Here is a 23,961-nt window from a genome sequence, read left to right on the forward strand (position 1 = left end):
GGCATGTTGCGTGCCGGTTCTGTAGTTGTGGCAGCCCGATGAAAACCGAGGATCCGTAATGGCGAACCAGAACATCGACCATGCCTTCACCGCCCGCTCCAAGACGGGCGCGTCCCTCGAGCCGACCTATGCCGGCGCGCTGTCTTTCATGCGGCGCAAATACACGAAGGACGTGAAGGGCGCGGACGCCGTGGTGTGGGGCATTCCCTTCGACGCCGCCGTCACCAACCGGCCGGGCGCACGCTTCGGGCCACAGGCGATCCGCCGCGCCTCGGCGATCCTCGACAACGACCCGCAGTACCCGTTCTCGCGCGACCTGTTCGAGCACCTCGCCGTCGTCGACTACGGCGACTGCCTGCTCGACAGCGGCAACCATCAGAAGACGCCCGGCACGATCGAGCGCGAGGCGGCCAGGATCCTGAAATCAGGCGCCTTCCTGTTGTCGCTCGGCGGCGACCATTTCGTCACCTGGCCGCTGCTCAAGGCGCATGCCGCCATCCACGGACCGCTGGCGATGGTGCAGTTCGACGCCCATCAGGACACCTGGCCGGACGACGGCAAACGCATCGACCACGGCTCTTTCGTCGGACGCGCGGTGAAAGAAGGCATCATCGATCCCGACCGTTCGATCCAGATCGGTATCCGCACGCACGCCCCCGATACGTTCGGCATCAAGATCCTCTACGGTCATGAGGTCGAGGAGATGCGGGCGTCCGACATCGCCTATGCCATCGTAGACCGCACCGGCGGCAGGAAGACCTACCTCACCTTCGACATCGACTGCCTGGACCCGGCCTTCGCGCCGGGCACCGGCACGCCGGTCGCCGGTGGCCCATCCTCGGCGAAGATCCTGTCGACGCTGCGCCAGCTCGGCCAGGTCGACATTGTCGGCGCCGACGTGGTCGAGGTTGCGCCCGCTTACGATCATGCCGATATAACGGCGATCGCGGGCTCCATGGTGGCGATGCACTATCTGGGCCTGGTGGCAGAACGAAAAGCCCGGCTCGAGGAGCTGAACAACGGCAATACTGTTGCAGTCAATCATGCTCAGGGCATATAGCACTGAAATCGCAGGGAATTTTCAAAGGCAATGAAACCAAAAATCTTCATCGACGGCGAACACGGCACGACCGGGCTGCAGATCAGAGCGCTGCTGGCGGAGCGGGGCGACCTTGAGATCATCTCCATCCCCACCGAGCGCCGCAAGGAAACGGCGGCGAGAGCCGAGTTTCTCAACGCCGCCGACGTCGCGATCCTCTGCCTGCCGGACGCCGCTGCCAAGGAAAGCGTCTCGTTGATCGAGAACGACACCACCAGGGTGATCGACGCCTCGACAGCGCACCGCGTCGCGGCGGGCTGGGAATATGGCTTTGCCGAAATGGACAAGGACCAGGCGAGGAAGATCGCAGCAGCGAAGCGCGTCGCCAATCCCGGCTGCTGGCCGCAAGGGCCGATCGCGACGCTCAGGCCGCTGGTGTCGGCCGGATTGCTGCCCGCCGATTTCCCGATCACGGTCAACGGCATTTCCGGCTATTCCGGCGGCGGCCGGCCGATGATCGAGGACTATGTCGGCAAGGGCGAGGACGCACCCGAATTCCTGCCCTACGGGCTGACCCTGCAGCACAAGCACGTGCCGGAGCTCAGGACCTACGCCAAGCTTTCGCACGACCCGATCATGCAACCGGCGGTCGGCAATTTCGCGCAAGGCATGATCACTGTGGTGCCCCTGCAACTCGGCTCGCTTGACCGCGTGCCGACCGGCGCCGAAATGCACGCCGCGCTCGCCGATCATTTCGCTTCGATCGAGGGCGGCGTGGTCGAGGTCGCGCCCTACACGCATCTGGAGCGCATCGCCGAGGTCGATCCGGAAATCTACAACGGCACCAACAAGATGAAGGTCTATGTGTTCGCCAATGACGAGCGGGCGCAGGCGCTTCTGGTCGCCGTCTATGACAATCTCGGCAAGGGCGCGTCGGGTGCCGCCGTGCAGAACATGGACCTGATGCTCGGTCTCGCCCCGTAAGCGGGCAGGCGGGAATTCCCGACGGGCGAAGCTGCGGCAGGAGATCCGCCACGATGAAGGCGAAGCTCGTGGCCGCTCAGGCCCGCTGACAAAGGCGGTCGGCCATCAGCAGTCGGCCGCTTCTGCCCGTCAGGCCGAATTCGACAGTCAGACAGCAAGCAGCTCCACCACCTTCTGGACGTGAAGATACCCACCACCTCAGGCGACGTGGCTCAGCTTGCGAGCTTGACCTCATGCGGTAGCGGATAGGCGCCCTTGGTGCCGCGCCAGTGCGCGGCGGCAAAGCCCAACAGCACGAGCGCGAAACCCTGGTGGGTCAGCGCCATATGCAGCGGCACCTGCATCAGCAGCGTGCCGATGCCGATCGACGCCTGCACCAGGACGATAAGGAACAGCAGCGTCGCGCGACGCGCATGGGTCGTTCCCGGCAGACGCCGGCGGGTTGCGATCATGTGCCAGAGCGCCACCGCGAAGACCGTGTAGGCGCCGATGCGGTGGACGAACTGCACCGTCTTCGGGTTCTCGAAGAAATTGCGCCAGGCAGGCTCGAGCAGGAGCAGATCGCCTGGAACCAGCCTGCCGTCCATCAGCGGCCAGGTGTTGTAGCTCAAGCCGGCGTCGAGCCCGGCGACCAACCCGCCGAGATAGATCTGCACCAGCGCCAGAAGCACGATGACGCCGGCAAGCCGCTGCGTCGAGCGGTCGGCGGCGAGCTCGGAATGCGGCGCCAGCCCACGCGCGACCACCATCGTGGCGGTGAAGATCAGCGCCGCCAGCGTCAGATGCGTGGCCAGCCGGTACTGGCTGACCGAGACGCGGTCGACAAGGCCGGACGCGACCATCCACCAGCCGATGGCGCCCTGCAGGCCGCCGAGCAGCAGGATGCCGATGAGCTTCGGCCCCAGGCCGCGCTCGATACGGCGCGTCGCCCAGAAGAACAGCAGCGGCAGGGCAAAGACGACGCCGACGCTGCGCGCCAGAATGCGGTGCACCCACTCCCACCAGAAGATCGACTTGAACGCGTCGATGCTCATCCCTTTGTTGAGCTCGGCATATTGCGGGATCTGCTGGTAGCGCTGGAATTCCTCCTGCCACTCGGCATCGTTGAGTGGCGGGATGACACCATGGATCGGCTGCCATTCGGTGATCGACAGGCCGGATTCGGTAAGCCTGGTGGCGCCGCCGACCAGCACCAGGGCGAACAGCACGAGAAGCACGAAATACAGCCAACCGCGCAGTTGCGCCCGGTTGCGCAGGTCGCGATCGCGGGCGGCATAGGGTGCGGCAGCAGTGATGGCAGCCATCGTTGTGTTCCGGCAATTGAGGTCGCGGGATTGGTGGACCAAGGCAGCCCCGGTGGCAAGACCGGGCAGCGCGGCACGCCGTCGCGCCGCCGATGACGGGTTGCGCGCACCCGCCGATCGGCCTAAGCGGTAGCGGTCAGAGAGATCGCGACATGCCCATTCGCCTGAAAAAGCTGATCGGAACCGTGCTGCTGGTGGCGCTGGTCGTCATCTACGCGCTGGTGGCGTCGATCGTGGCGGTTGCCCAACTGTCGGAATCGAGCCCGCTGGTGCATCTGCTGTTCTTCCTGTTGAGCGGCCTGCTGTGGGTGCTGCCTGCGATGGGCATCATCAAGTGGCTGATCATCGAACCGCGGCCCAAGGGCTGAAGCGCGGCGTCTGCGAAGGCGCAAACGGGAACGTGATTTCCTTCCCGCTTGACGAACACATATCTCAATGGTTATACGTTTCGATCAATAGCCCTCAGGTTATCGATCCCATGACGAACGCACACGACCTGCTGTTCAGAACACTTGCCGATCCGACCCGGCGCGCCATCTTCGAACGACTGTGCCAGAAGGGAGAGCAGACCGTAGGCGCCCTTACGGCCCAGTCCGGGGTTTCGCAGCCGGCCGTGTCGAAGCATCTCGGTGTCCTGCGGCAGGCCGGCCTGGTGCGCGACCGCCATGAGGGACGGCAGACCCACTACAGCGCGCAGATCGGCGCGTTGTCGCCGCTGATGGACTGGACACGGCAGATGGCAGGCTTTTGGGAAAGCCGGTTCGACGACCTCGAGGATCTGCTCAAAAGGATAGATCAATGAACGATGCCGCTACCGAAACACGCTCCATAGTCGTCGAGCGGGAGATACCTTATCCGCCGGAAAAGATCTGGCGCGCGCTGACGCAACCGCATCTGATCGAGGAGTGGTTGATGAAGAACAATTTCAGGCCGATCGTGGCCCACCGCTTCAATCTCAGCGCGGACTGGGGCGGCGTCGATTGCCAGGTCCGGACCGTCGAGCCCAACAGGACGCTGTCCTACAGCTGGGACACCAAGGATCTCGAGAGCGTGGTCACCTGGACGCTCACCCCCACGGGCACGGGAACCCATTTGCGCATGGAGCAGACGGGCTTCCGGTCCGATCAGGAACCATACTTCCGCGGCGCAACCGTCGGCTGGCCGAGGTTCCTTGCAGCCCTGGAGCAGGTGCTGGCGCGGATGGACTGAGGCCAGCCGGCGCGCTTCGCGGCGCCGTGATCCCCGAACGCGAGAACCAGAGGAAGAAGCAGAATGAAGATCAAGCTGGCGAAAGTGTATGTGGACGACCAGGAAAGGGCCCTGGCCTTCTACACCGACGTTCTCGGCTTCACCAAGAAGGCCGATTTCAGCAATGGACCGTTTCGCTGGCTGACGGTGGCCTCGTCCGACGAGCCCGAGGGGACCGAACTGCAGCTGGCGCTGAACGACAATCCCGCGGCCAAGTCTTACCAACAGGCGATGTTCAAGCAGGGCCAGCCCGCCGTCATGCTCTTCACGGACGACATCAAGGGCGACCACGAGCGCATCAAGGAACGTGGCGGCGCCTTCGCCATGGCGCCGACCGAAGTCACCGGCTCGACCATCGCGCAGGTGAACGACAGCTGCGGCAATCTCGTCCAGATTACTCAATTGGCCCGCTGGTAGGGTTCCCGTTGGCTTTTTCAGAGGAGGTCGCATTGAGCCTTAGCCAATGGATTCGGCAAATTCATCGTTGGCTGTCGATCGCCTTTACGGTGACCGTCATCGCCAACTTCGTCGCCATGGCATTGGGGGAGCCTCCGGCTTGGGTGGTCTACTCGCCACTCCTGCCGCTCTTCCTGCTGCTGTTTTCCGGCCTGTACATGTTCGTGCTGCCTTATCTCGCTAGGTCACGCGACGAGCAGCGCGCGGGCGGATAGATGGCCAAGGCGCGCCAACGATCGAAGCTCACCGCCCAGCGGCCCGGCGCGGAGCCGGTCCTGCTCTCAGGCGGCAACCCGCAGATCGCCAAGGGCTATGGCGACGCCCCGGTGCAGGCCTACATCGCCGCCATGCCGGGCTGGAAGCGCGATGTCGGCCGCCGCCTCGACGCGCTGATCGAGCGTAGCCTCCCCAGCGTCGAAAAGGCGGTGAAATGGAACTCGCCGCTCTACGGGGTCGAGGGCCAGGGCTGGTTCCTCGGCATTCATTGCTTCACCAACTACGTCAAGGTGGCCTTCTTCCGCGGAACATCGCTCAGCCCGCTGCCCCCAGGCGAGTCCAGGACCAAGGAAACGCGCTACCTCGACATCCGCGAGGACGATCCAGTCGACGAAGCCCAGGTCGCCGACTGGGTGAGGCAGGCCAGCCGGTTGCCGGGCGAAAAGATGTGACCAGCCGATGGACACGAGGGGCAAACAACACGAAGGAAGTGACCGCCAGCCATGAAGAATAGCGCATCGCCGGAAAGCAAGTCTCCTTCGCAGCTGATAGACGCCAGGATCGAGGAGTTAGGCGACTGGAGGGGTCAGATGCTCAGCCGGCTCCGCGCTCTGATCAGGGACGCCGATCCCGACGTCGTGGAGGAGTGGAAATGGCGGGGCGTTCCGGTGTGGGAGGACGCCGGCATGATCTGCACGGGCGAGACCTACAAGGCCGTCGTCAAGCTGACCTTCGCCAAGGGGGCTGCCCTGGAAGACCCCTCCAGTCTCTTCAACTCCAGCCTGGAGGGCAACACCAGGCGCGCCATCGACTTCCACGAGGGCGATGCGATAAACGCGGAGGCTCTGAAGGCGCTGGTTCGCGCGGCTGTGAGCCTGAACAAGTCCAAGGCCAGGAAATAATCCGCGGGATCGACCGGCGGCGGCCAAGGTCTGTTGAGATGCAGGTCAGGCCGAGTCGAAAACGGTGATTTCCAAGAACCGGAGCGGAGCGTACTTAAAGTACGTGAGCACCGGAAGCGCAGGAAAGCGCCGTTTGCAGGCTGGCCTCACCTGAATATCAACAGACCTAGATCGTCACCACCATTTTGCCGGCATTGGCGAGCGGCGTCGTAACCCCGGACAGCATCGTGCGAATATGGGCGACGCTCTGGTAGCGTCCGTTGACGGAGATGCGCGGCAAGGCGTGCAGGAAGCCGGCATGCTCGGCGCGCAACACGCCATGGCGCGTCGTCACCGCCGAGACATAGCCGGCGTCGGTGGCAAAGCCCACTTCGCGGCGGCCGACGGCGCTGGCATAGCCATAGGGATAGGCGAGATGGCGCGGTTCCTGGCCGAGCTTTTCCAGCAATATGCGCCGGACATCGCCGATCTCATGCCGGGCATCGGCTTCCGGAAGCCGCTTCAAGTTGAGATGGTTGACGGTGTGGGCGCCGATCGTCACCAGCCTGTGTCCTGCCATGGCGCGGATCTCGTCCCAGCTCATCAGCGTGCTCGGGCGCCTTGTCTCCAGATCGATGCCGTTAGCGCGCGCGAATTCGCGCAGCGTCGCGCGCTGGTCCTCCTCGCGCACCTCCGCGGTCAGCCAGCTATGCAGGCGCGCATTGGCTTGGAGTTTTTTCCCCCGCGTCGAGCAATCGATCGTCACGGAGCCGTCCGGCATCGTCAGCGTCAGCCGATCGCGGGCGTTGACGATATCCTCGATCACGTCCCACCAAAGATCGGAGGCGCCGTCGATCAGACCGGGCGCGACATAGATGGCGATCGGGGCGCCGTGCTTTTCCAACACCGGCAGCGCCTCAGTCATGTTGTCGCGATAGGCGTCGTCAGCGGTGATGGTGGCGAACTGACCGCCCTTGCCGCCGTGCTTGATACGTTCGATCGCCTCGTCCAGCGAAACGAAAGCGTAGCCTTCGGCCCTCATGTCGGCGATGAGGGCGTCGAGGAAGCCGGGCGCGATGTTCAGGTGACGGTTGACGCCGTTCGGCTTCTCCGGCGTCGCGGTGACCCGGTGCAGCATGAGGATGGCGCCGATGCCGCCGACAAACGGCTTTGCCAGCGGGGCAAGGCCGGTGTAGCGGGCAACGTTCAGCGCCAGTTTCCGGATTGCTTCACCCCCGTCGATCATTCCTTCACCTTTTGCGCCTAGGCTCATCCAGCATGCGACGTGCCCATGCGTACCCCCAGGTTGAGACGAATACGCCTTAAGGATTGAGGTATGGTTGACGCCACCGCGTCATTTGACGGCAATCGGCTGGCCGCGCGCGAGACACCGCCACGCACCATGCCGGTCGGTCACGCCGGCCTGTCGGTGACCATCGGCGACGGCGCGGCACTTGCAACTTACGCGCGATTCTGCGCTTCGGCGCTGTTCGCGCCGGCGCAAAGTGCCGTTTGGGTAAGCAACTGGGCTCGGGCGGTTCAGCCCGACATTGTCGTTGCGGCACTCAGCGTCGAAAACGAGCAGGTGCTTTCTCTGGCCCTTGAAGTCGTCAGCCGTGGACCATTCCGCATCGCCCGCTTCATGGGTGGCCGCCATGCCAACGGCAATTTCGCCGCCGCTGCGCCGGGCCGGCTGCCAAGCGCCGACGCCGCGGCGGTCCGTTCGATGCTGAAGACCATCGCCCGGGCGCGACCCGACATCGACCTGATCTCGCTGGAGCGGCTGCTGCCCGACCTCGACGGCGTCGGCAATCCGCTCGCCGCCCTGCCCCATTTTCCGAGCCCGAATCTGTCGCTCGGCGTCGATCTCGACGGCGGCTTCGACGCGCTGCTGGCGCGCGCCAGCGGCAAGCGCAAGCGCAAGAAGCACCGTTCGCAGACGCGCAAATTCGAGGCGGTCGGCGCCTTCCGCCGTATCGAGGCGCGCACGCGCGCGGAGGTGGACAGGCTGCTCGATGCCTTCCTCGACATGAAGGAGGTGCGCTTCCGCAAGATGGGCATCGCCAATGTGTTCGGCGAGCCGGAGGTCCGCGCCTTCTTCCGCACCCTGTTCACCGAAGCGCTGGCAGAGGGAAAACCGTCGTTTGTGTTGCATGGCCTGGAAGTCGCCGGCAAGCTGCGCGCCGTCACCGGATCGAGCCTCTCGGGCAAGCGCCTGATCTGCGAGTTCGGCGCGATCGCCGAGGACGATCTCGCCTTCACGAGCCCCGGCGATTTCCTGTTCTTCGACAACATCCAGGAAGCCTGCCAGGCCGGATTCGGCGTCTATGACTTCTCGGTCGGCGACGAACCCTACAAGCGGCTATGGTGCGATATTGAGACCCAGCATTTCGAGGTGCTGGTGCCGCTGACGCTGAAAGGCCGCGCGCTGGCGCTGGCGCTCCGGCAAGGCGCGCGGACAAAGGCCATCATCAAGAACAGCCCGCTCATCTGGAAGCTGACCAAGATGCTACGCCGCAAGGCCGCCGGACAGGCGGCGCCTGCCGCCGAGGACGACAACTAATCACTGACCGCTGAGACCATTCGAACGATGCCCCGGCAAGCGGCCAGAGAATCGCGGTCTCACGCCGCCGTGCGGCGTCCTGGCACCGGCGTCCCCGGGGCCTCGTGGCCGAGCGGCGTCACCAGCGTGAGCTCGGGGTAGCCGTTCTCGATCAGTTTGACTGCGGCCTGCGTCACCTCGTCGTCGGCTTCCAGCATCGACAGGAAGACCTCGGTGCCCTCGCCCACCAGCCGGCCGATGCCCTGCGCGTCGGCCGGGCCGCATTCGACCACGACAAGATCATAGGCGGTGGTCAGCGACTGCATGATGATCGGCAGCCGATCGGCGGCGCGCATGGCGCGGGCCGGATCGGCGGTGCCGACCGGGATGACGTGGCAGTCCGAGTAGAGGTCGGCGTGGATGACGTCGCTGAACTGCGCCTCCGAGGCGAGCAGGTCGGTGATCCCCGGGAAAAGCCCGCTGTCCAGCATCGGCCGCGAGGCGGCACCCGATGCGGTGAGGTCGAGCAGCAGCACGCGCAGGCCGGCGTCCGAGACCTCGCGCGCTACCAGCACGGCGGAAGCGGCTGCCTCGTCGCCTTCCGGCGACACGAATATGGCGCGCGCCGTGCCAGAAGCGATCAGTTTCTCCGCCGCCTTCTCGATATCAATCTCGCCCAGCGTCGAGGCCTGCTGCCCGGTGTCTCCATCCGTCGCGTCTGCTGCGGCGACTGCTTCCGGCCCTGCCTCCGGTTCGGTCGAGCGATGCCTGGTCAGCCCGGCATCGACAAGCGCGGGCTCGGCGCGGGCAACCGGCATCTCCACCTGCTCGATTCGTCCAAATCGCGCACCGGTGGCCGGGCGCATGGCGCGGCCCGAAAACAACTCCCGAAGCAGCGTCGCGACCGCCATCAGCAGCAGCGAGGCGACAAACGCGGCGCCGACAATCGGCACGATCTTCGGGAAATAGGGCTCCGACGGCACCACGGCGCGCGAGAAGATACGCGCATCGACCGGCAGGTAGTTGCGATCGCTGCGCGAGGAGGCCTCGCGGTAGCGCGTCATATAGGATTCAAGCAGTTGGCGCTGGGCGTTGGCGTCGCGCTGCAGCGCGTCGAGCTCGACCTGTTGCTCGCCGGCACGGGCCGATGCGGCCTTCAGCGTGTTGACGTCGCCGAGGAGCTGGTTCTCGCGCGCCTGCGCCGTCTGCGCCTGCGTCGCCAGACCCTTCATGATCTTTTGCGCCTCGTTACGGATCTGGCCGTCGAGATCGGCAAGCTGTGATTTCAGGGCGCGGATGCGGGGATGATTGTCGAGCAAGGTGGTGGAGAGGTCGGCGATGTTGGCCCTGAGCTCGACCTGCCGCTCGCGCAGGCGTTGGATCAGGTCGGAATTCAGAACTTCCGGAACCGCATCCAGCGAGCCGCCTGACTGCAGCGCCTTGCGCACGCTGTCGGCGGTCGCCTCGGCGGCGGCGCGATTGGCGCGCACCCGCGACAGTTCGGTGGACAGTTCGGAAAGCTGCTGGGTAGCCAGCACCGCATTGTTGCCGCCCATCAGGAGATCCGACTGCGCGCGGAAGTCGGCGACCTTGGCCTCGGCATCCTTGACCCGCTTCGACAGGTCGGCGATCTCGGGCGCAAGCCAGTCGGTGGCTGCGGCGTTCGATTCCAGCTTGGCGTTGCCCTGGACGGAAATGTAGGTGTTGGCGATGGCGTTCGGGATGTCGGCGGCGAGCCTGGGATCCTCCGAGGAGAACTCGATGACGATAACGCGAGATTTTTCAACGCTGTAAACGTTGAGCTTCTCGCGCATCTTCTTCAGCACGCGCTCTTCCGGCGCGATTTCGTTGGGGTCGCTTTTCAACCCGACGATGACAAGCAGGCGGCTGAGCGCCGACATCTTGGCCGCCTCGTCGAATTCGGGCAGCTTCGACAGGTTGAGCTTGGCGGCCACCTGCTTGAGGATGTCCGTCGAGGAAATGACCTCGACCTGGCTGGCGACGCCCTGCTCATCGAGAATCGGTTTTTCGCTGTCGTTGCTCGTGCCGTCAGGCCGGGTGAAGACCGATTCGCGGGTTTCTATCAGCAGTTTCGTCTCGGCCTTGTATTGCGGCGTGGCAAGCCAGGCGAGCGCGAAAGCCAGACCAGTGACGGCAAGCGCAACGATAAGAATGCGCAACCAGTTCCTCGCCAGGCTGGCGAAGAGTTGCCTGAGATCGACATCGACGTCTGCGGCCGCGGACTGAACGGACATGCATCCTGCTCCGAACTTGAGTCTAGGATGGACCGTAAACAACTATGGTAACTCAGCCGTTAAGATAAGAGCGGGCGCCATTAGAGACGACTGAAGAACATTCAGCAAAGACAGTAGAATAGCTACGCTTTTTGGCAACCGCCGCCGCCCGGGACGGCAAACCTTTACCGGCCATTAACCCTAACAGGAGGATAACGGATTCCGTTCCCTGGGGTTTGCCGCAACATCTGGCGGCCAGCGATGAAGGTTCGTGACCGGTCATGAAAAGCACTGCCTCCCTTTTTCGTGCTCTGCTTGCCGTATCAATGCTCGCCGGCTGCTCAAGCTATCGGCCGACACCAGCGGCCTTCCATGAGGTGCTCGACCAACCTTATCGGCTGGGTGCCGGAGATCGCGTCCGGGTCACCGTATTCGAGCAGGATGGCCTGACCAACACCTACAGCGTCGACCAGTCCGGCTATCTCTCCTTCCCATTGGTCGGCTCCGTGCCGGCACGCGGACACACCGCCCAGCAGCTCGAGAAGGAAATCGCCGACAAGTTGCGGCAAGGCTATCTGCGCGACCCCGATGTTTCGGTCGAGATCGACCGCTACCGGCCGATCTTCGTGATGGGCGAAGTTGGCGCGGCCGGCCAGTATTCCTATGTGCCGGGCCTCACCGTGCAAAAAGCCATCGCGATCGCCGGCGGCTTCTCGCCGCGCGCCAACCAGGAGAGCGTCGACATCACCCGCGACATCAACGGCAAGGTGATGACCGGGCGGGTGGTCACATCCGATCCGTTGCTGCCCGGCGACACTGTCTACGTGCGCGAACGGCTGTTCTGAAAACCAACGTGGCGGCGAACCTGCGGATCGTCCATTGCTTTCGCTCACCCGTCGGCGGGATTTTCCGCCATGTGCGCGACCTGACCGAGGCGCAGCTCGCCGCCGGTCACTCGGTCGGCATCGTTTGCGATTCGACCACCGGCGGCGCTTTCGAGGAGCATCTATTCGAGGGTATGAAGGACAGCCTGGCGCTCGGCATCCATCGCACGCCGATGCAGCGCCATGTCGGGCCGGGCGACCTCGCCTCGGCTTGGCGCACATACAGAATCATCAAGGAATTGCGGCCGGACGTGCTGCACGGGCACGGCGCCAAGGGTGGCGCCTATGCCCGTCTGTTCGGCTCACTGTTGCGGGTATCAAGGTCTCGCGTAGCCCGCCTTTATTCGCCGCACGGCGGCTCCCTCCATTATGACGAGACGACGGCCACCGGGAAGCTGTTCTTCGCGCTCGAGCGATTCATGGCCCGGTTCACCGACTGCCTGCTGTTCGTCTCCGACTATGAAAGGCGCACCTGGCGCAGGAAGGTGGGCGAACCGCCTATCCCCAACACGCTGGTCTACAATGGTCTGCGCGCCACAGAGTTCGACGTGGTGCCGACCCTGCCCGAAGCGGCGGACCTGCTCTACATCGGCATGATGCGCGACCTAAAGGGACCGGACATCTTCATCGACGCGGTGGCGCTGGCCGGCAACAGACTCGGCCGCCAGATTAGCGCGGTGATGGTCGGCGACGGCGACGACCTGCCGCGCTACCATGCGCAGGTGAAGCGCCTTGGGCTCGACGGCCACGTCCGCTTCCTGCCGCCCATGCCGGCCCGGGATGCCTTCGCGCTGGCGGAGCTGATTGTCGTGCCCTCGCGCGCCGAGGCCATGCCCTATATCGTGCTGGAGACGCTGGCCGCCGGCAAGCCGATGATCGCCACCGCCGTCGGCGGCATACCGGAGATATTCGGCGAAGCCTCCCCTGCCCTGATCCGTCCCGATCCGAACCAGCTTGGCGACAGGCTGAGCGACGCGCTCTCCGATCTCGGCGCCTATCAGCGCCTGATGCCCGGGGCGCCCGACCTCAAGGCACGATTCGGCGCCGACGTCATGGCCGCGGAGATCGAGAAGGCCTATTTTGCCGCGCTCCGGCGCTAGAGCGTGGTCGATTTGCTCTGGGACGTTTTCTCACGCTGACCAGCCCCGTCCGCCTCAACGCAGGGTGGCAACCGGTTCAAAGCCATCTGTTGTCTCAAGGGTTTCTTAGCTCTCTTTTGCTATTCAGCCGAGCGAAGCCCGCGGACAATCCAATGAACGAGATCGACCCCGCACGCCGCTTTTCAATGAATGCGGTACGCAAATTCGACGGCCCTGCCGAGAGCGAAGCAGCGAGCGGCCTGAACGATGTGGCGCGTCAGGTTGCCTCGCAGTACCGGCGCGATACGATGTCGCCGATCATGGTCAGCGGCGTGCTGCGCATGGTCGAATTCGCGCTGCTGTTCGTGTCGGGCCTCTGCCTCTATTTCTACTATGTCGGCTTCTTCAACTATCTCGCCTGGCAGTATCCAGTAACGATCGCCGCCGCCTCGTTCCTGGCGGTGGTGCTGCTCGACGTCACCGATTCCTACCAGATCGCCGCCCTCATGCGGCCGATCGCCAGTTTTGGCCGGGTGCTTCTGGTCTGGGCCGGGACTTTCGCGCTGATGGCGTTGACGGCCTTCGCCATGAAGATGTCGGAGGACTATTCGCGCCTCCTGTTCGGCACCTGGTTCGTCGTCGGCTTCGTGCTCATCTTCGGCCTCCGGCTGGTGATGTCCAACCTGATCCGGCGCTGGGCCCGCGATGGGCGCATGGAGCGGCGCGCCGTCATTGTCGGCGGGGGCAAGTCGGCGGAGATGCTGATCCGCTCTGTCGAGAGGCAGCCCTACAACGACATCCGCATCTGCGGCATCTTTGACGATCGCGGCGACAAGCGCTCGCCGCCGATCGTCGCCGGCTATCCCAAGCTCGGCACCATTTCCGAGCTGATCGACTTTGCCCGCATCGCCCGCATCGACATGCTGATCGTGTCGCTGCCGCTGACCGCCGAATCGCGCGTGCTGCAGCTCTTGAAGAAGCTGTGGGTGCTGCCGGTGGACATCCGACTGTCGGCACATTCAAATGCGCTGCAATTCCGCCCGCGCGCCTATTCCTATATCGGCTCGGTGCCGATGCTCGACATCTTCGACAAGCCGATCAACGACTGGGACTCGGTCGCCAAGCGCGCCTTTGATATCCTGTTTTCGATCATCGGCATCATCGTCTTCTCGCCGGTGATGCTGGTGACGGCCATCGCCATCAAGCTCGACAGCAAGGGGCCAGTGCTGTTCAAGCAGAAGCGGCACGGCTTCAACAATGAAATCATTGAGGTCTACAAGTTCCGCTCGATGTACACCGATCGATCGGACCCGACCGCCAAGCAGACGGTGACCAAAAACGATCCGCGCGTCACCCGCGTCGGCCGCTTCATCCGCAAGACCTCGATCGATGAACTGCCGCAATTCTTCAACTCGCTGTTCGGCTCGCTGTCACTGGTTGGACCGCGCCCGCATGCGATCGCCGCCCAGTCGCACAACCTTCTCTACAATGAGGTGGTCGACGGCTACTTCGCCCGGCACAAGGTCAAGCCGGGCGTGACCGGCTGGGCGCAGATCAATGGCTGGCGCGGCGAGCTGGACACCAATGAAAAGATCCGCATGCGCACCGAATACGATCTCTATTACATCGAGAACTGGTCGCTGCTGTTCGATCTCAGGATCCTGTTCCTGACCCCAGTGCGGCTGCTCAACACGGAAAATGCCTATTGAGCGCGGTCGCCCATGATCTGCCGGCGGCGGCGGTCAATAGGTTGCCGCCTCAGGCGGTCAACGCCAAGCTGATCGCACTGATTGCATCCGGCGCGGTCTTTTTCGGCCTGCTGCTCTCGGGCTTCGTCATTGACGAGCCGGCGCCCTATGACCTCTACATGGTCGGGCTCATCGCCGTGTGGGGGTTTTCGGCCTGCGCATCTCGCGCGCGGTGGTCCCACTTCTGGTGCTGCTGATAGTGATGAATATTGGCGGCATGATCTCGATGACGCAGATGGCGAATCTCGCCAACACGCCGCTCTACCTCGCCGTCTCGATGTTCCTCGCCTTCACCGCGATCTTCTTTGCCGCGGTCGCGTCGGTGCAGCCCAGCCTCTACCGGCTGATCTTCATCGCCTATGTGGTATCGGCGGTGCTGACCGCGCTGCTCGGCATCGCCGGCTATTTCCACGCCTTCCCGGGAGCGGAGGTGTTCACCAAATACGACCGCGCCGCCGGCGCCTTCCAGGATCCGAACGTGTTCGGACCGTTCCTGGTGCTGCCCGGCGTCTACCTGCTCTATCTGCTCCTGACCGGTCCCGTCGCGCGTATGCCGCTGGTCGCGGCGCCGCTCCTGATCATCACCGCCGGCATCTTCTTTTCCTTCTCGCGCGGCGCCTGGGGCATGTTCGCGGTTTCGGCGGTGTTGCTGACCGGCGCACTCTTCCTGCAGAGCAACAGCGGCAAGTTCCGGCTGCGCGTGGTGATCATGACGATCGCCGCCATCGCGCTGCTTGTCATCGCCATGGTCGTGATCCTGCAACTGCCGGGCGTGGGCGAGATGTTCTCCAGCCGCGCCCATCTCGAGCAGAGCTACGACACCGCGCGCCTTGGCCGGTTCGCCCGCTACACGATCGGCTTCCAGATGGCGCTGGAGCATCCGTTCGGCATCGGCCCGCTGGTGTTCGGCACCATCTTTGGCGAGGACACGCACGACATCTGGCTGAAGATGCTGATGGACTACGGCTGGCTTGGCTTCATCTGTTTCCTGACGCTGACAGTGTGGACGATCGTGGCCGGCTTCCGCATCCTTCTGCGCGACCGGCCCTGGCAGCCCTATCTCTTGTGCGCCTATGTCGCCTTCGTCGGTAATATCGGCCTCGGCACCTTCATCGACATCGACCACTGGCGCCATGTCTACCTGCTGCTCGGCCTGATCTGGGGCGCGATCGCGCTCGAATACCGGCATCAGAAGGAATTGCGGCTGGCGCCCGCATGACGATCCGCTTGTTGCCCGACCGAGGCGGCTACAGAAATCGCTGATTTCAGGAGAAGAGACTTTTGGGGGCAAGTCTCTGGTTTGAATGGTCGGAGTGGCCGGATTCGAACCGACGACCCCTTGACCCCCAGTCAAGTGCGCTACCGGGCTGCGCTACACTCCGGACCGGCCGCGATCTATCGTGATAACCCCGTGCGGGTCAACCGAATTCCACCACAGGACCCCAATCCTGAAAGCGGAATCCGGTTTTTCGGAAACATTGCCGCGGCCGGCTTATCGAACAGCTCTCAGGCGATCCGGCTTTCCGGTGGCGCCATCGCCGCCGCGCCAATGACGGCATCTTCGGGGAGCTGGAGCGCCACAGCGATTCGTCGCAGCTTCGAAGAATCAGTATCCCTGCCACTTTCGATTTCGGCGATCTCTTGAATGGACAGGCCGCAGGTCAGGGACAGCTCTTCGAGGCTGTATCCCCTGGTTTCGCGGGCGGTTTTGAGGGCGCTATGGCCGGGCGTTGCAATCAAATCAGTCAGAACTTCTCGTCTTGCAGTGGCAGGCATTGGCAACTCCTTGGGTTTGAAACACACTGATCAAATCATGGGTTGCCTGAGACGAGCGAGACAATGACCGCTCGGCGGCGATTTGCCAAGCGCCAAAGCGGGCGTCACACCATCGTGAAGCGACGCCGGAACGACTTAACGAAGCGGAAACCGGCCAAATGCGCGGTCCCGTCTTTCGCGAGGTCCAATCAAGTTCTTTTGAAGAACCGAACATCGAGTTGAGCCTCCGTTCGTTCCGCGGATGTCGCTGGCAAGCCAGACAGGTGCGCCAGCCATTTCAGGAAGGATCGGGCCAGCCTGTCGTGGCATTCGCGCCGGCCACGCCGGACGACCTCAGGCCCGGCGCTGTCGTCTTCGCCACTGCCCAGTGCGCCGGCGACGGCATGCTGACATCCGGCCGCGTCATGGTTGGCAACAACGGCGTTGTGCCGCCGATGTGGGCGATCATCTCTGCAACCGGGGCAAACGCCCAGCCGAAACGGCGCGGATGTCACTCAGACACAATCCAGAAACAAAATTCTACAATCGGGAAAAATTGCCGAAAGAATCCAGGAGGATAGTCCCGATCGCGGCGCTCGAGCCACCGATTTGGTCCGGTGCCCTCGGAATGCGGCCCGCGCAAAAGGAAACGATATCATGAAGAAGTCCCTTCTCTCCGCTCTCGGGCTGGCGGTGGCCCTCGCTGTCTCGATGCCGATCCTCGGCGCGACCAGCGCCGATGCTGCTCCGGTGCACCACAAGCATCACCGTCATCATCATCACCGCAAGCATCACCACCACCACCATCATCATCACCACCACAAGAAGGTCCTGGCGAAGAAGGCCTGAGCAAGCCGGCTTATCCGACAGGAAGGGCGGTTTTTGGTTTTGCCACAGCCGGCCTTCCTGCCGTGATCCGCAGCGCCGCATTGCATGGTTCGGCAAGACGTCGCCTTGTCCTGGCCGCAGCCCGGCTGCTGCTAACGCTTCGCCACCCTGCTCTTGTCTTCCGCTTCATCCGGAAGCTCGGCTACCTGCCTAATCCCGCCGCGCCGCGCAGCCATCACGAGCTGATGCTCTGGCGAAAAATCGTCGACCGCGATCCGCTGTTCGTGACGCTGGCCGACAAGCTTGCGGCCAAGGACTATATCCGCCGCATCTGTCTTGAAATGCCCCGGGCCTTTATGCCGGCGAGGTCACCATCTATTCCGCAGCCGGCTGCTGCACGTGGACCAATCCGGTTATCATGGCGGCGATCGAGCGAAACTGGCGGCTCGACCGGTCGGACTTTCTTCGCAGACGGCATCGCGGAATCGCCGGCCTCTATGCCTGCGCACTCATCGCCCGGTGCTTGCCGAGACGCACTCGCCAGGCCTGAAAACCGGTCCGACAAGAAATCAAACCGAGACGTGAACCTTTCCTCTCCGGGGCGCACCAAGCCTGCATGGACGCCAAGAAGGCGCTCCCCAACCCAGAAGGACGCCGGAACGGCGAACCTCGATCAAAGAGAAGGAAATGCTCAAATGACCAACTTCACCAACTTCAAGCGCATCTCGCTCGCCGCGGCCATAGCCGTCTCGGCCTTCGGCTCGGTTTCCGTCCCGAACTCGGCCGTCGCCGGCACGCACCCCACCGGCGACGGCGGCGCGGTCTGTAAGGGCGCAGGCTCGTGTCTGGTGCTGGAGATCGACTGCAAGGGCACCTACACCGACGCCACCGACAAGAACGGCACCGTTTACGGCAAGTGCAGCCAGGTCATGAAGATCGATCCGACGAAGCGGCTCAAGCTCGCGAACTGATCGCGTGCCATCAAGGAAAATGGCGGCCGTCCGCGCGACGGCCGCCATTTTCCTTCGCCTTGATCATGATGCGGCAGGCACTGTTCGCAGGCCGGCATCAACCTGCATGTCAACCCACCCTAGCGCACCTGGTCGAGCAGGCGCTTACACTCCAACAGGTCGAACAGCGCCTCCTGCAGCAGCGCGCGGTTGTCGCGCGACAGTTTCGAGGAGTCCGGCTGGACCGGGCCTTCGTCGTCGCTCTTGCCGAGGCCGAAAAAGCGACGGCTGGGTTTCACCCTGGGCTGGCCGACAAGCATCTCGTCGTCGGCGCCGCGTGGCTGGGCCGCCGGTGTCAGGGGCACCTGTTCGGCCTGCCGGCGCTGCGCGATCGCCTCGACGGCCGCCATGTCGCCATTGCCGATGGCAACCAGGAAATGGTTGCCGTTCTCGCGCAACAGCTTCTGCACGCCCTTGATGGTGTAGCCCTGGTCGTAGAGCATATGGCGGATGCCCTTGATCAGCTCGACATCCTGCGGCCGGTAGTAGCGGCGGCCGCCGCCACGCTTCATCGGCTTGATCTGGTTGAAACGCGTTTCCCAAAAGCGCAGCACATGCTGCGGCAGATCGAGATCTTCCGCGACCTCGCTGATGGTGCGGAAAGCATCGGGGCTCTTGTCCATGGGCGAATCCTCCGCTGGACGGCGATCGGACCGATTGGTCCCGAATCGGGCCTTATTTCAGCGGTTTATGAAACAATATTCAAGCCCGGCGTCAAAGCGCGCGGGCGTTATCAACCGGGCATTTGCGGCGGCTACTTGCCGCCCTTGGCCTTGCTGTTCTGGTGCGAGCGCAGGATGCGGCTCTTCAGCACGTTCGACGACTTGAAGGTCATCACCCGGCGCGGCAGGATCGGCACTTCCTCGCCGGTCTTGGGATTGCGGCCGATGCGCTCGTTCTTGGAGCGGACATGGAAGGTCGCGAAGGACGACAGCTTGACCGTCTCACCACGCACGATGGCCTCGCAAATTTCGTCCAGCACCGCTTCGACGAGCTCGGCCGATTCAGTTCTCGACAAGCCAACCTTGCGGTAAACGGCTTCGGCAAGGTCGGCGCGCGTAAGTGTCTTTCCCCCCATGCGACCGTCCCATCAGCTCAAAAACATAAATCGGTACAAGCAACGGCAGAGCCTAAGTAATTGATCCGTCAAGGTCAAGGACCGAACCCTTCAGTTCGGCACTTACCAGCGGACCAAAACCGCGCCCCAGGTGAAGCCTCCGCCCATCGCCTCGAGCAGCACCAGGTCGCCCTTCTTGATGCGACCATCGGCGACGGCCACCGAGAGCGCCAGCGGCACGGAAGCAGCCGACGTGTTACCGTGCAAATCGACCGTGACCACCACTTTTTGCTCGGCAATCCCGAGCTTCTTGGCGGAAGCGTCAATAATCCGTTTATTGGCCTGATGCGGCACGAACCAGTCGAGGTCCTCGGCAGTGATGCCGGCCTGAGAGAATGTCGCCTCGATGACGTCGGTGATCATGCCGACGGCATGCTTGAACACCTCGCGGCCTTCCATCCTGAGATGGCCGACGGTCCCGGTGGTCGATGGCCCGCCATCGACGAACAGCTTGTCCTTGTGGACGCCGTCGGAGCGCAGGCTCGCCGCCAGCACGCCATGGTCGGCGATGCCGCCGGTCCCCTCGCCCGCTTCCAGCACCAGGGCGCCTGCGCCGTCGCCGAACAGGACACAGGTCGAGCGGTCGCTCCAATCGAGGATGCGCGAGAAAGTCTCCGAGCCGATCACCAGCACGCGCCTGGCCAGGCCACCGCGTATATAGAGGTCGGCCGTTGCCACCGCGTAGACAAAGCCGGAACACACCGCCTGCATGTCGAAGGCAAAGCCGTGATGCATGCCGAGCCGGTTCTGGATCTCGACGGCGGTCGCGGGGAAGGTGTTGTTGGGCGTCGAGGTCGCCAGCACGATCAGGTCGATGTCGGCGGGTGTCAGGCCAGCACTGTCAAGCGCGGCGCGCGCCGCCGCCTCGCCCAGCGAGGCGGTCGTCTCGTCGTCGGCCGCGACATGGCGCTGGCGAATGCCGGTACGCTGGACGATCCACTCGTCGGAGGTCTCGACCATGCCTTCGAAATCGGCATTCTTCATGATGCGGCGGGGCAGCGCGGCGCCCGAGCCGCGCACGACTGATCTGATCAAAGCTCTTTCCTATTCCTTTGCGCCGACAACGACGTCGGATTTCCTGTTTGCCTGGGCATGCGGATTGCGCGCATGGAACAGATCGAGATCGGCCTCGATGCGGTCAAGCAGATTATTGCGCACCATGTCGTAGCCAAGCTCGATCGCCGCCGCGAAGCCGTCCGAATCGGCGCCACCATGGCTTTTCACCACGATGCCGTTGAGGCCGAGGAAGACACCGCCATTGGAGCGCCCGACATCCATCTTCTCGCGCAGCCGGTCAAAGGCCCCCTTGGCGAAAACATAGCCGATCCTGGCCATCAGCGTGCGGCTCATGGCGGCGCGCAGGTAGCCGCCGATCTGTCTTGCGGTGCCCTCGGCGGTCTTGAGCGCGATGTTGCCGGCAAAGCCCTCGGTGACGACGACGTCGACCGTGCCCCTGCCGATGTCGTCGCCCTCGACGAAGCCGCGATAGTTCATCGAGGCCATGTTGGCCTCGCGCAGCATGCGCCCGGCCTCCTTGACCTCTTCCTGGCCCTTGATCTCCTCGACGCCGACATTGAGCAGACCGACGCTCGGGCGCTCGATGCCGAACACCGAACGCGCCATGCCGGTGCCCAGGATGGCGAAATCAATGAGTTGGTGCGCATCCGCGCCGATGGTGGCGCCTACGTCCAGCACCACGCTTTCGCCGCGCGTCGTCGGCCAGATCGCCGCGATCGCCGGACGGTCGATGGTGGCCATAGTGCGCAGGCAGAATTTCGACATCGCCATCAGCGCGCCGGTGTTTCCGGCCGAAATGCAGGCCTGTGCGGTGCCGGACTTCACCGCTTCGACCGCCTTCCACATCGACGACTTCCAGCGGCCATGGCGCAGCGCCTGGCTCGGCTTATCGTCCATGCGGACAGCGATCTCGCAATGCACGAATTCGCTCGCCTCGGCGAGCTTCGGAAACTTGGCAAGCTCGGGGCGCACAGCCTCCTCGCGGCCGTAGATGATGAAGCGGATATCGGGACGGCGAATGGCGACCGTCATGAGCGCCGGGATGACCACGCCTGGCCCGTGATCGCCGCCCATGGCATCGATGGAAATCCTGATCACGCGGTATTCATCTCACGGTTTGCCTGACCGGCGGAGTTGGTCAGGTTCGGGGGCTCGCGAAGGTTCGGCGAAAATAACGGTTTTGGGCTGCCGCACAACCAGCTTTTCTAATATCGGGTCCGGTTTCAGGATTTTCCAAGCAGGGACCGGAGCTTTTGCTGGAATTCGCTTTCCTCGGTCTCGCCGTCGCCCGAGACCTCCAGCGACGCTCCGGCCTTGCGCGGATACGGATCGATCGCCAGGCCAAAAAACTGCTCGGCAAGCGCGCCGACATCGATGGTGTCGCCGGAAAACGTCTCCGGGCTATCGGGTCCGTCGGCGTCGAGCACGATCTCGCCGCCACCTTCGAAACCCTGCCGCCCGAGCTTGGACTGTTCCGGCAGGAACAGCGCCTCGACCGGCTCGTCAATGTGCGCTGCGACCGGGTCCAGGGTAACGATGCAGGCCTGCGTGATGTCGGCCTCGACACGGCCGCTGACCTTGACGCCATTGCGCTTCCACTGCGTCACCAGAAGCTCGGCGCGATACCGCTCGACCGAAAGCAGTTCGTGCTCGGTGGCGAGCGCAGTGCGCTGCCGTTCGTCGGCCTCGATCGTCACTGGCAGCCCCTTTTGCGGCAGGCGGGCGACATTGGCGACGAAGGATACCGGGCTTTGCGGGTCGACATGTTTCATCTTCGCCTCCTCAGCCGGCCGCCGGAAACGTCACCGCGCCGGATGCGATCGATTCGGCCGGCTGGGCCGCAAGATGGCGGGCGGCACCCGCGACATAGGCGGCCAGCAGCGGCGCCTGCGGCCAGTCGGCGGCCTCGGGCAGGATATTGCGGGCAAGGGCGGCGGCGAGCGCGTCGCGGTCGTCGCGATCCAGCGCATCGTCATAAGCGGCTGTGCGGCCATAGAACATCTTGGCCAGCTTCTTCATGCGCTTCGGCACGCCGACGTCACTGATGCCCAGTTCCCGCAACGAATGTTCGACATCCAGGAAGAACTCGTCGATCAGCACCTGAGCGACCTCCGTCGCGGCCCCGTTTTCGCCGCGCAGCCGGTGCTGGAACAGGAACATGTGCAGCGACAGCATCTCGAAACGACCCAGCGGCGTATCCGGTACATTCCAGTCGGAATAAAACACGGTTTGCCGCGCCGCCGCCACGATTTGTGCGTAAAGCGCCTCGGTGATAGCGCGGTTGGCATGGCGTTCGCGGCCAAAAAGGCGTTGGAACATTGAGGGTGGTCTCCCGGGGACCTTTTGTTGAATTGGCCTTGTTGCATCGGCAGGCAAGCTGGTTTACCGGTTTTGCCGCCCAGCGCAAGTTGCGGGGATGTGATGGAGAATTGTTGTTGGGTGCGCTGAAATTCAAGTCGCTTTTTACGCCTGTTTCGGCGGGCGCGGCCTCTCTGCTGGTGGCGGTATCCGCGCTTTCGGCCTGCAATTCGTCCAAGATGATGGGTGACCTCAACCCCAGCGAGACGCTGACGCAGGGTTACGTCATCGACCAGCAGGCAATCGACTCGGTGCCGGTCGGGTCGAGCCGTGAGCAGGTTCTGCTGGCGCTTGGTACCCCGTCGACGACGGCGACCTTCGACAACGAGGCCTTCTACTACATCTCGCAGACGCGCAAGCGCTATGTCGCCTTCGACAAGCCGCATCTGGTCGACCAGAAAGTGCTGGCGGTCTATTTCGGCGCCGACGGCCGCGTCACCCAGATCGCCAATTACGGGCTGAAGGACGGCAAGATCTTCGACTTCATCTCGCGCACCACGCCGACCGGCGGCAAGGACCAGAACTTCCTCAGCCAGATCATCAACGGCGCCAGCAAGCTGGCGCCCGGCCTGCCCGGCGGCGGCAACGGCATGTGATCGACGGCCGGCTCGCTTTTCGCACGCGGGCAACACAGCATCAGGCAGCCAGGGACCCGCCGGATCGCTCCGGCGGGTCTTTGCTTGGTACTGACCGGTCGTTGCGGCTCAGGGAGGCCGGCTTTCCTCCAAGAGCAAAAGCAAAGCCACCGAATGTCCCGATGATCCTTTATTGATCATGGGGCGGGCGCAACTTCTGCGTTAGCCGTTTATCCACCACAAAACGCAATGGCGCTTGGGTTTCATCTGCCTATAATTTTTGATCCGCAAGATCAGCCGGATCGGAGGGTCAGATGAGCCGCATCGTCATGTACGACCAGATCGGCGCCCGCAAACCGGTCCAGAGCTTCGTCCTGGACTGGAAGGACGGCGTGCCGTGCACGCTCCGGCAGATCATCGCCGAACGCGTGCTGCTGGAGCATGACAGGTTGCACGCCTCGCGCAACGACGCAGCGATAGAGACGCTGCTCTATGCGCCAAACACCGGACCGCTCAAGAAGACGAACCCGGACTTGGCGGTGGCGGCGGCGATCGAGGCCTTCTCGCGCAACGCCTTCATGGTCGTCGTCGGCGGCAAGCAAATGATTGCGCTGGACGATGTGGCCGTCATTTCAGCGCGCACGGACGTCGTCTTCATAAAGCTTTTGCGGCTCAAGGGGGGTTGA

Annotated in this window: 28 protein-coding genes, 1 tRNA gene and 1 pseudogene; 19 read left to right on the forward strand and 11 right to left on the reverse strand. The window is 63.6% G+C overall.

Going from position 1 to position 23,961, the window contains the following annotated elements; translation table 11 throughout:
* Positions 1-58: 58 nt before the first annotated feature.
* Positions 59-1,060, forward strand: coding sequence for an agmatinase (speB, locus tag EJ073_RS06020; RefSeq protein ID WP_126054913.1), 1,002 nt, complete (start codon positions 59-61; stop codon positions 1,058-1,060).
* A 30-nt stretch (positions 1,061-1,090) separates the two neighbouring features.
* Positions 1,091-2,023: an N-acetyl-gamma-glutamyl-phosphate reductase gene (argC, locus tag EJ073_RS06025; RefSeq protein WP_126054914.1), complete on the forward strand. Its 933-nt coding sequence runs from the start codon at positions 1,091-1,093 to the stop codon at positions 2,021-2,023.
* A gap of 212 nt (positions 2,024-2,235) precedes the next feature.
* Here the strand turns inward: argC and EJ073_RS06030 are convergent, their stop codons facing one another.
* Positions 2,236-3,327 carry a COX15/CtaA family protein gene (locus tag EJ073_RS06030; RefSeq protein WP_126054915.1) on the reverse strand — a complete coding sequence of 364 codons (1,092 nt, stop codon included), beginning with the start codon at positions 3,325-3,327 and terminating at the stop codon, positions 2,236-2,238.
* A gap of 152 nt (positions 3,328-3,479) precedes the next feature.
* Between EJ073_RS06030 and EJ073_RS06035 the strand changes: the two genes are divergently transcribed.
* From EJ073_RS06035 to EJ073_RS06065, 7 genes are all read left to right on the forward strand, one after another.
* Positions 3,480-3,695, forward strand: coding sequence for a DUF2842 domain-containing protein (locus EJ073_RS06035; protein WP_126054916.1), 216 nt, complete (start codon positions 3,480-3,482; stop codon positions 3,693-3,695).
* A gap of 110 nt (positions 3,696-3,805) precedes the next feature.
* Positions 3,806-4,129, forward strand: coding sequence for a metalloregulator ArsR/SmtB family transcription factor (locus EJ073_RS06040; protein WP_126059087.1), 324 nt, complete (start codon positions 3,806-3,808; stop codon positions 4,127-4,129).
* Positions 4,126-4,536 (forward strand): SRPBCC domain-containing protein, encoded by a 411-nt coding sequence (locus EJ073_RS06045; protein WP_126054917.1) that lies wholly within the window; start codon positions 4,126-4,128, stop codon positions 4,534-4,536. Before EJ073_RS06040 ends, EJ073_RS06045 begins: the two co-directional genes overlap by 4 nt.
* A gap of 63 nt (positions 4,537-4,599) precedes the next feature.
* Positions 4,600-4,992 carry a VOC family protein gene (locus tag EJ073_RS06050; protein ID WP_126054918.1) on the forward strand — a complete coding sequence of 131 codons (393 nt, stop codon included), beginning with the start codon at positions 4,600-4,602 and terminating at the stop codon, positions 4,990-4,992.
* A gap of 32 nt (positions 4,993-5,024) precedes the next feature.
* The gene (locus EJ073_RS06055; RefSeq protein ID WP_126054919.1) at positions 5,025-5,246 is read left to right on the forward strand and encodes a hypothetical protein; all 222 of its coding nucleotides are present in this window, start codon (positions 5,025-5,027) and stop codon (positions 5,244-5,246) included.
* Positions 5,247-5,699 (forward strand): DUF1801 domain-containing protein, encoded by a 453-nt coding sequence (locus EJ073_RS06060; protein WP_126054920.1) that lies wholly within the window; start codon positions 5,247-5,249, stop codon positions 5,697-5,699. It abuts the gene before it with no gap.
* A gap of 51 nt (positions 5,700-5,750) precedes the next feature.
* A complete protein-coding gene (locus tag EJ073_RS06065) occupies positions 5,751-6,149 on the forward strand; it encodes a DUF1801 domain-containing protein (protein WP_126054921.1) in 399 nt (132 codons plus the stop codon).
* Positions 6,150-6,315: 166 nt separating this feature from the next.
* On the opposite strand, the gene EJ073_RS06070 is transcribed toward EJ073_RS06065, so the two are convergent.
* Positions 6,316-7,374, reverse strand: a complete 1,059-nt coding sequence (locus EJ073_RS06070) for a polysaccharide deacetylase family protein (RefSeq protein WP_126054922.1) — start codon at positions 7,372-7,374, stop codon at positions 6,316-6,318.
* A gap of 90 nt (positions 7,375-7,464) precedes the next feature.
* On the opposite strand from EJ073_RS06070, the gene EJ073_RS06075 reads away from it, so the two are divergent.
* Positions 7,465-8,691: a GNAT family N-acetyltransferase gene (locus tag EJ073_RS06075; protein WP_126054923.1), complete on the forward strand. Its 1,227-nt coding sequence runs from the start codon at positions 7,465-7,467 to the stop codon at positions 8,689-8,691.
* Positions 8,692-8,750: 59 nt separating this feature from the next.
* Here the strand turns inward: EJ073_RS06075 and EJ073_RS06080 are convergent, their stop codons facing one another.
* Complete coding sequence (locus EJ073_RS06080; protein ID WP_126054924.1) at positions 8,751-10,925, reverse strand: exopolysaccharide transport family protein; 2,175 nt, start codon at positions 10,923-10,925, stop codon at positions 8,751-8,753.
* Positions 10,926-11,185: 260 nt separating this feature from the next.
* Between EJ073_RS06080 and EJ073_RS06085 the strand changes: the two genes are divergently transcribed.
* The 4 genes and pseudogenes from EJ073_RS06085 (at position 11,186) to EJ073_RS06100 (ending at position 15,834) form a co-directional block, all read left to right on the forward strand.
* A complete protein-coding gene (locus EJ073_RS06085) occupies positions 11,186-11,749 on the forward strand; it encodes a polysaccharide biosynthesis/export family protein (RefSeq protein ID WP_126054925.1) in 564 nt (187 codons plus the stop codon).
* A gap of 8 nt (positions 11,750-11,757) precedes the next feature.
* The gene (locus tag EJ073_RS06090) at positions 11,758-12,888 is read left to right on the forward strand and encodes a glycosyltransferase (RefSeq protein WP_126054926.1); all 1,131 of its coding nucleotides are present in this window, start codon (positions 11,758-11,760) and stop codon (positions 12,886-12,888) included.
* Positions 12,889-13,040: 152 nt separating this feature from the next.
* Positions 13,041-14,576, forward strand: a complete 1,536-nt coding sequence (locus EJ073_RS06095; RefSeq protein ID WP_126054927.1) for an undecaprenyl-phosphate glucose phosphotransferase — start codon at positions 13,041-13,043, stop codon at positions 14,574-14,576.
* Positions 14,573-15,834 (forward strand): annotated as a pseudogene (locus EJ073_RS06100) (O-antigen ligase family protein). Before EJ073_RS06095 ends, EJ073_RS06100 begins: the two are co-directional and overlap by 4 nt.
* Positions 15,835-15,920: 86 nt before the next feature.
* On the opposite strand, the gene EJ073_RS06105 reads toward EJ073_RS06100, so the two are convergent.
* Positions 15,921-15,997, reverse strand: a tRNA-Pro gene (locus EJ073_RS06105).
* A gap of 124 nt (positions 15,998-16,121) precedes the next feature.
* The gene (locus tag EJ073_RS06110) at positions 16,122-16,391 is read right to left on the reverse strand and encodes a helix-turn-helix transcriptional regulator (protein ID WP_126054928.1); all 270 of its coding nucleotides are present in this window, start codon (positions 16,389-16,391) and stop codon (positions 16,122-16,124) included.
* Between the two features lie 158 nt (positions 16,392-16,549).
* Here EJ073_RS06110 and EJ073_RS06115 point away from each other — a divergent pair, with 158 nt between their 5' ends.
* The 3 genes from EJ073_RS06115 to EJ073_RS31985 all read left to right on the forward strand — a co-directional run bounded on the left by EJ073_RS06115 (position 16,550) and on the right by EJ073_RS31985 (position 18,169).
* Positions 16,550-16,951 carry a hypothetical protein gene (locus tag EJ073_RS06115; protein ID WP_126054929.1) on the forward strand — a complete coding sequence of 134 codons (402 nt, stop codon included), beginning with the start codon at positions 16,550-16,552 and terminating at the stop codon, positions 16,949-16,951.
* 76 nt (positions 16,952-17,027) lie between these two features.
* On the forward strand, positions 17,028-17,219 hold the full coding sequence (locus tag EJ073_RS06120; protein ID WP_126054930.1) for a hypothetical protein: 192 nt from the start codon (positions 17,028-17,030) through the stop codon (positions 17,217-17,219).
* Between the two features lie 62 nt (positions 17,220-17,281).
* Positions 17,282-18,169 carry a hypothetical protein gene (locus tag EJ073_RS31985; RefSeq protein ID WP_245455475.1) on the forward strand — a complete coding sequence of 296 codons (888 nt, stop codon included), beginning with the start codon at positions 17,282-17,284 and terminating at the stop codon, positions 18,167-18,169.
* Positions 18,170-18,288: 119 nt separating this feature from the next.
* Here EJ073_RS31985 and EJ073_RS06130 read toward each other — a convergent pair whose 3' ends face one another.
* The 6 genes from EJ073_RS06130 to EJ073_RS06155 all read right to left on the reverse strand — a co-directional run bounded on the left by EJ073_RS06130 (position 18,289) and on the right by EJ073_RS06155 (position 22,661).
* Complete coding sequence (locus EJ073_RS06130; protein ID WP_126054931.1) at positions 18,289-18,831, reverse strand: MerR family transcriptional regulator; 543 nt, start codon at positions 18,829-18,831, stop codon at positions 18,289-18,291.
* 131 nt (positions 18,832-18,962) lie between these two features.
* Entirely contained in the window at positions 18,963-19,286 is a 324-nt protein-coding gene (locus tag EJ073_RS06135) for an integration host factor subunit alpha (RefSeq protein WP_006201891.1), read from the reverse strand.
* A gap of 102 nt (positions 19,287-19,388) precedes the next feature.
* Positions 19,389-20,360, reverse strand: coding sequence for a beta-ketoacyl-ACP synthase III (locus EJ073_RS06140; protein ID WP_126054932.1), 972 nt, complete (start codon positions 20,358-20,360; stop codon positions 19,389-19,391).
* 9 nt (positions 20,361-20,369) lie between these two features.
* Positions 20,370-21,440, reverse strand: coding sequence for a phosphate acyltransferase PlsX (plsX, locus tag EJ073_RS06145; protein ID WP_126054933.1), 1,071 nt, complete (start codon positions 21,438-21,440; stop codon positions 20,370-20,372).
* A gap of 125 nt (positions 21,441-21,565) precedes the next feature.
* Positions 21,566-22,114 (reverse strand): DUF177 domain-containing protein, encoded by a 549-nt coding sequence (locus tag EJ073_RS06150; protein ID WP_126054934.1) that lies wholly within the window; start codon positions 22,112-22,114, stop codon positions 21,566-21,568.
* Positions 22,115-22,124: 10 nt separating this feature from the next.
* Positions 22,125-22,661, reverse strand: a complete 537-nt coding sequence (locus tag EJ073_RS06155) for a ubiquinol-cytochrome C chaperone family protein (protein ID WP_126054935.1) — start codon at positions 22,659-22,661, stop codon at positions 22,125-22,127.
* A gap of 116 nt (positions 22,662-22,777) precedes the next feature.
* Here EJ073_RS06155 and EJ073_RS06160 point away from each other — a divergent pair, with 116 nt between their 5' ends.
* Both EJ073_RS06160 and EJ073_RS06165 read left to right on the forward strand, forming a co-directional pair.
* A complete protein-coding gene (locus tag EJ073_RS06160; RefSeq protein ID WP_126054936.1) occupies positions 22,778-23,296 on the forward strand; it encodes an outer membrane protein assembly factor BamE in 519 nt (172 codons plus the stop codon).
* A 293-nt stretch (positions 23,297-23,589) separates the two neighbouring features.
* A complete protein-coding gene (locus EJ073_RS06165) occupies positions 23,590-23,961 on the forward strand; it encodes a hypothetical protein (protein WP_126054937.1) in 372 nt (123 codons plus the stop codon).

Source organism: Mesorhizobium sp. M4B.F.Ca.ET.058.02.1.1 (assembly GCF_003952505.1).
GTDB lineage: Bacteria > Pseudomonadota > Alphaproteobacteria > Rhizobiales > Rhizobiaceae > Mesorhizobium.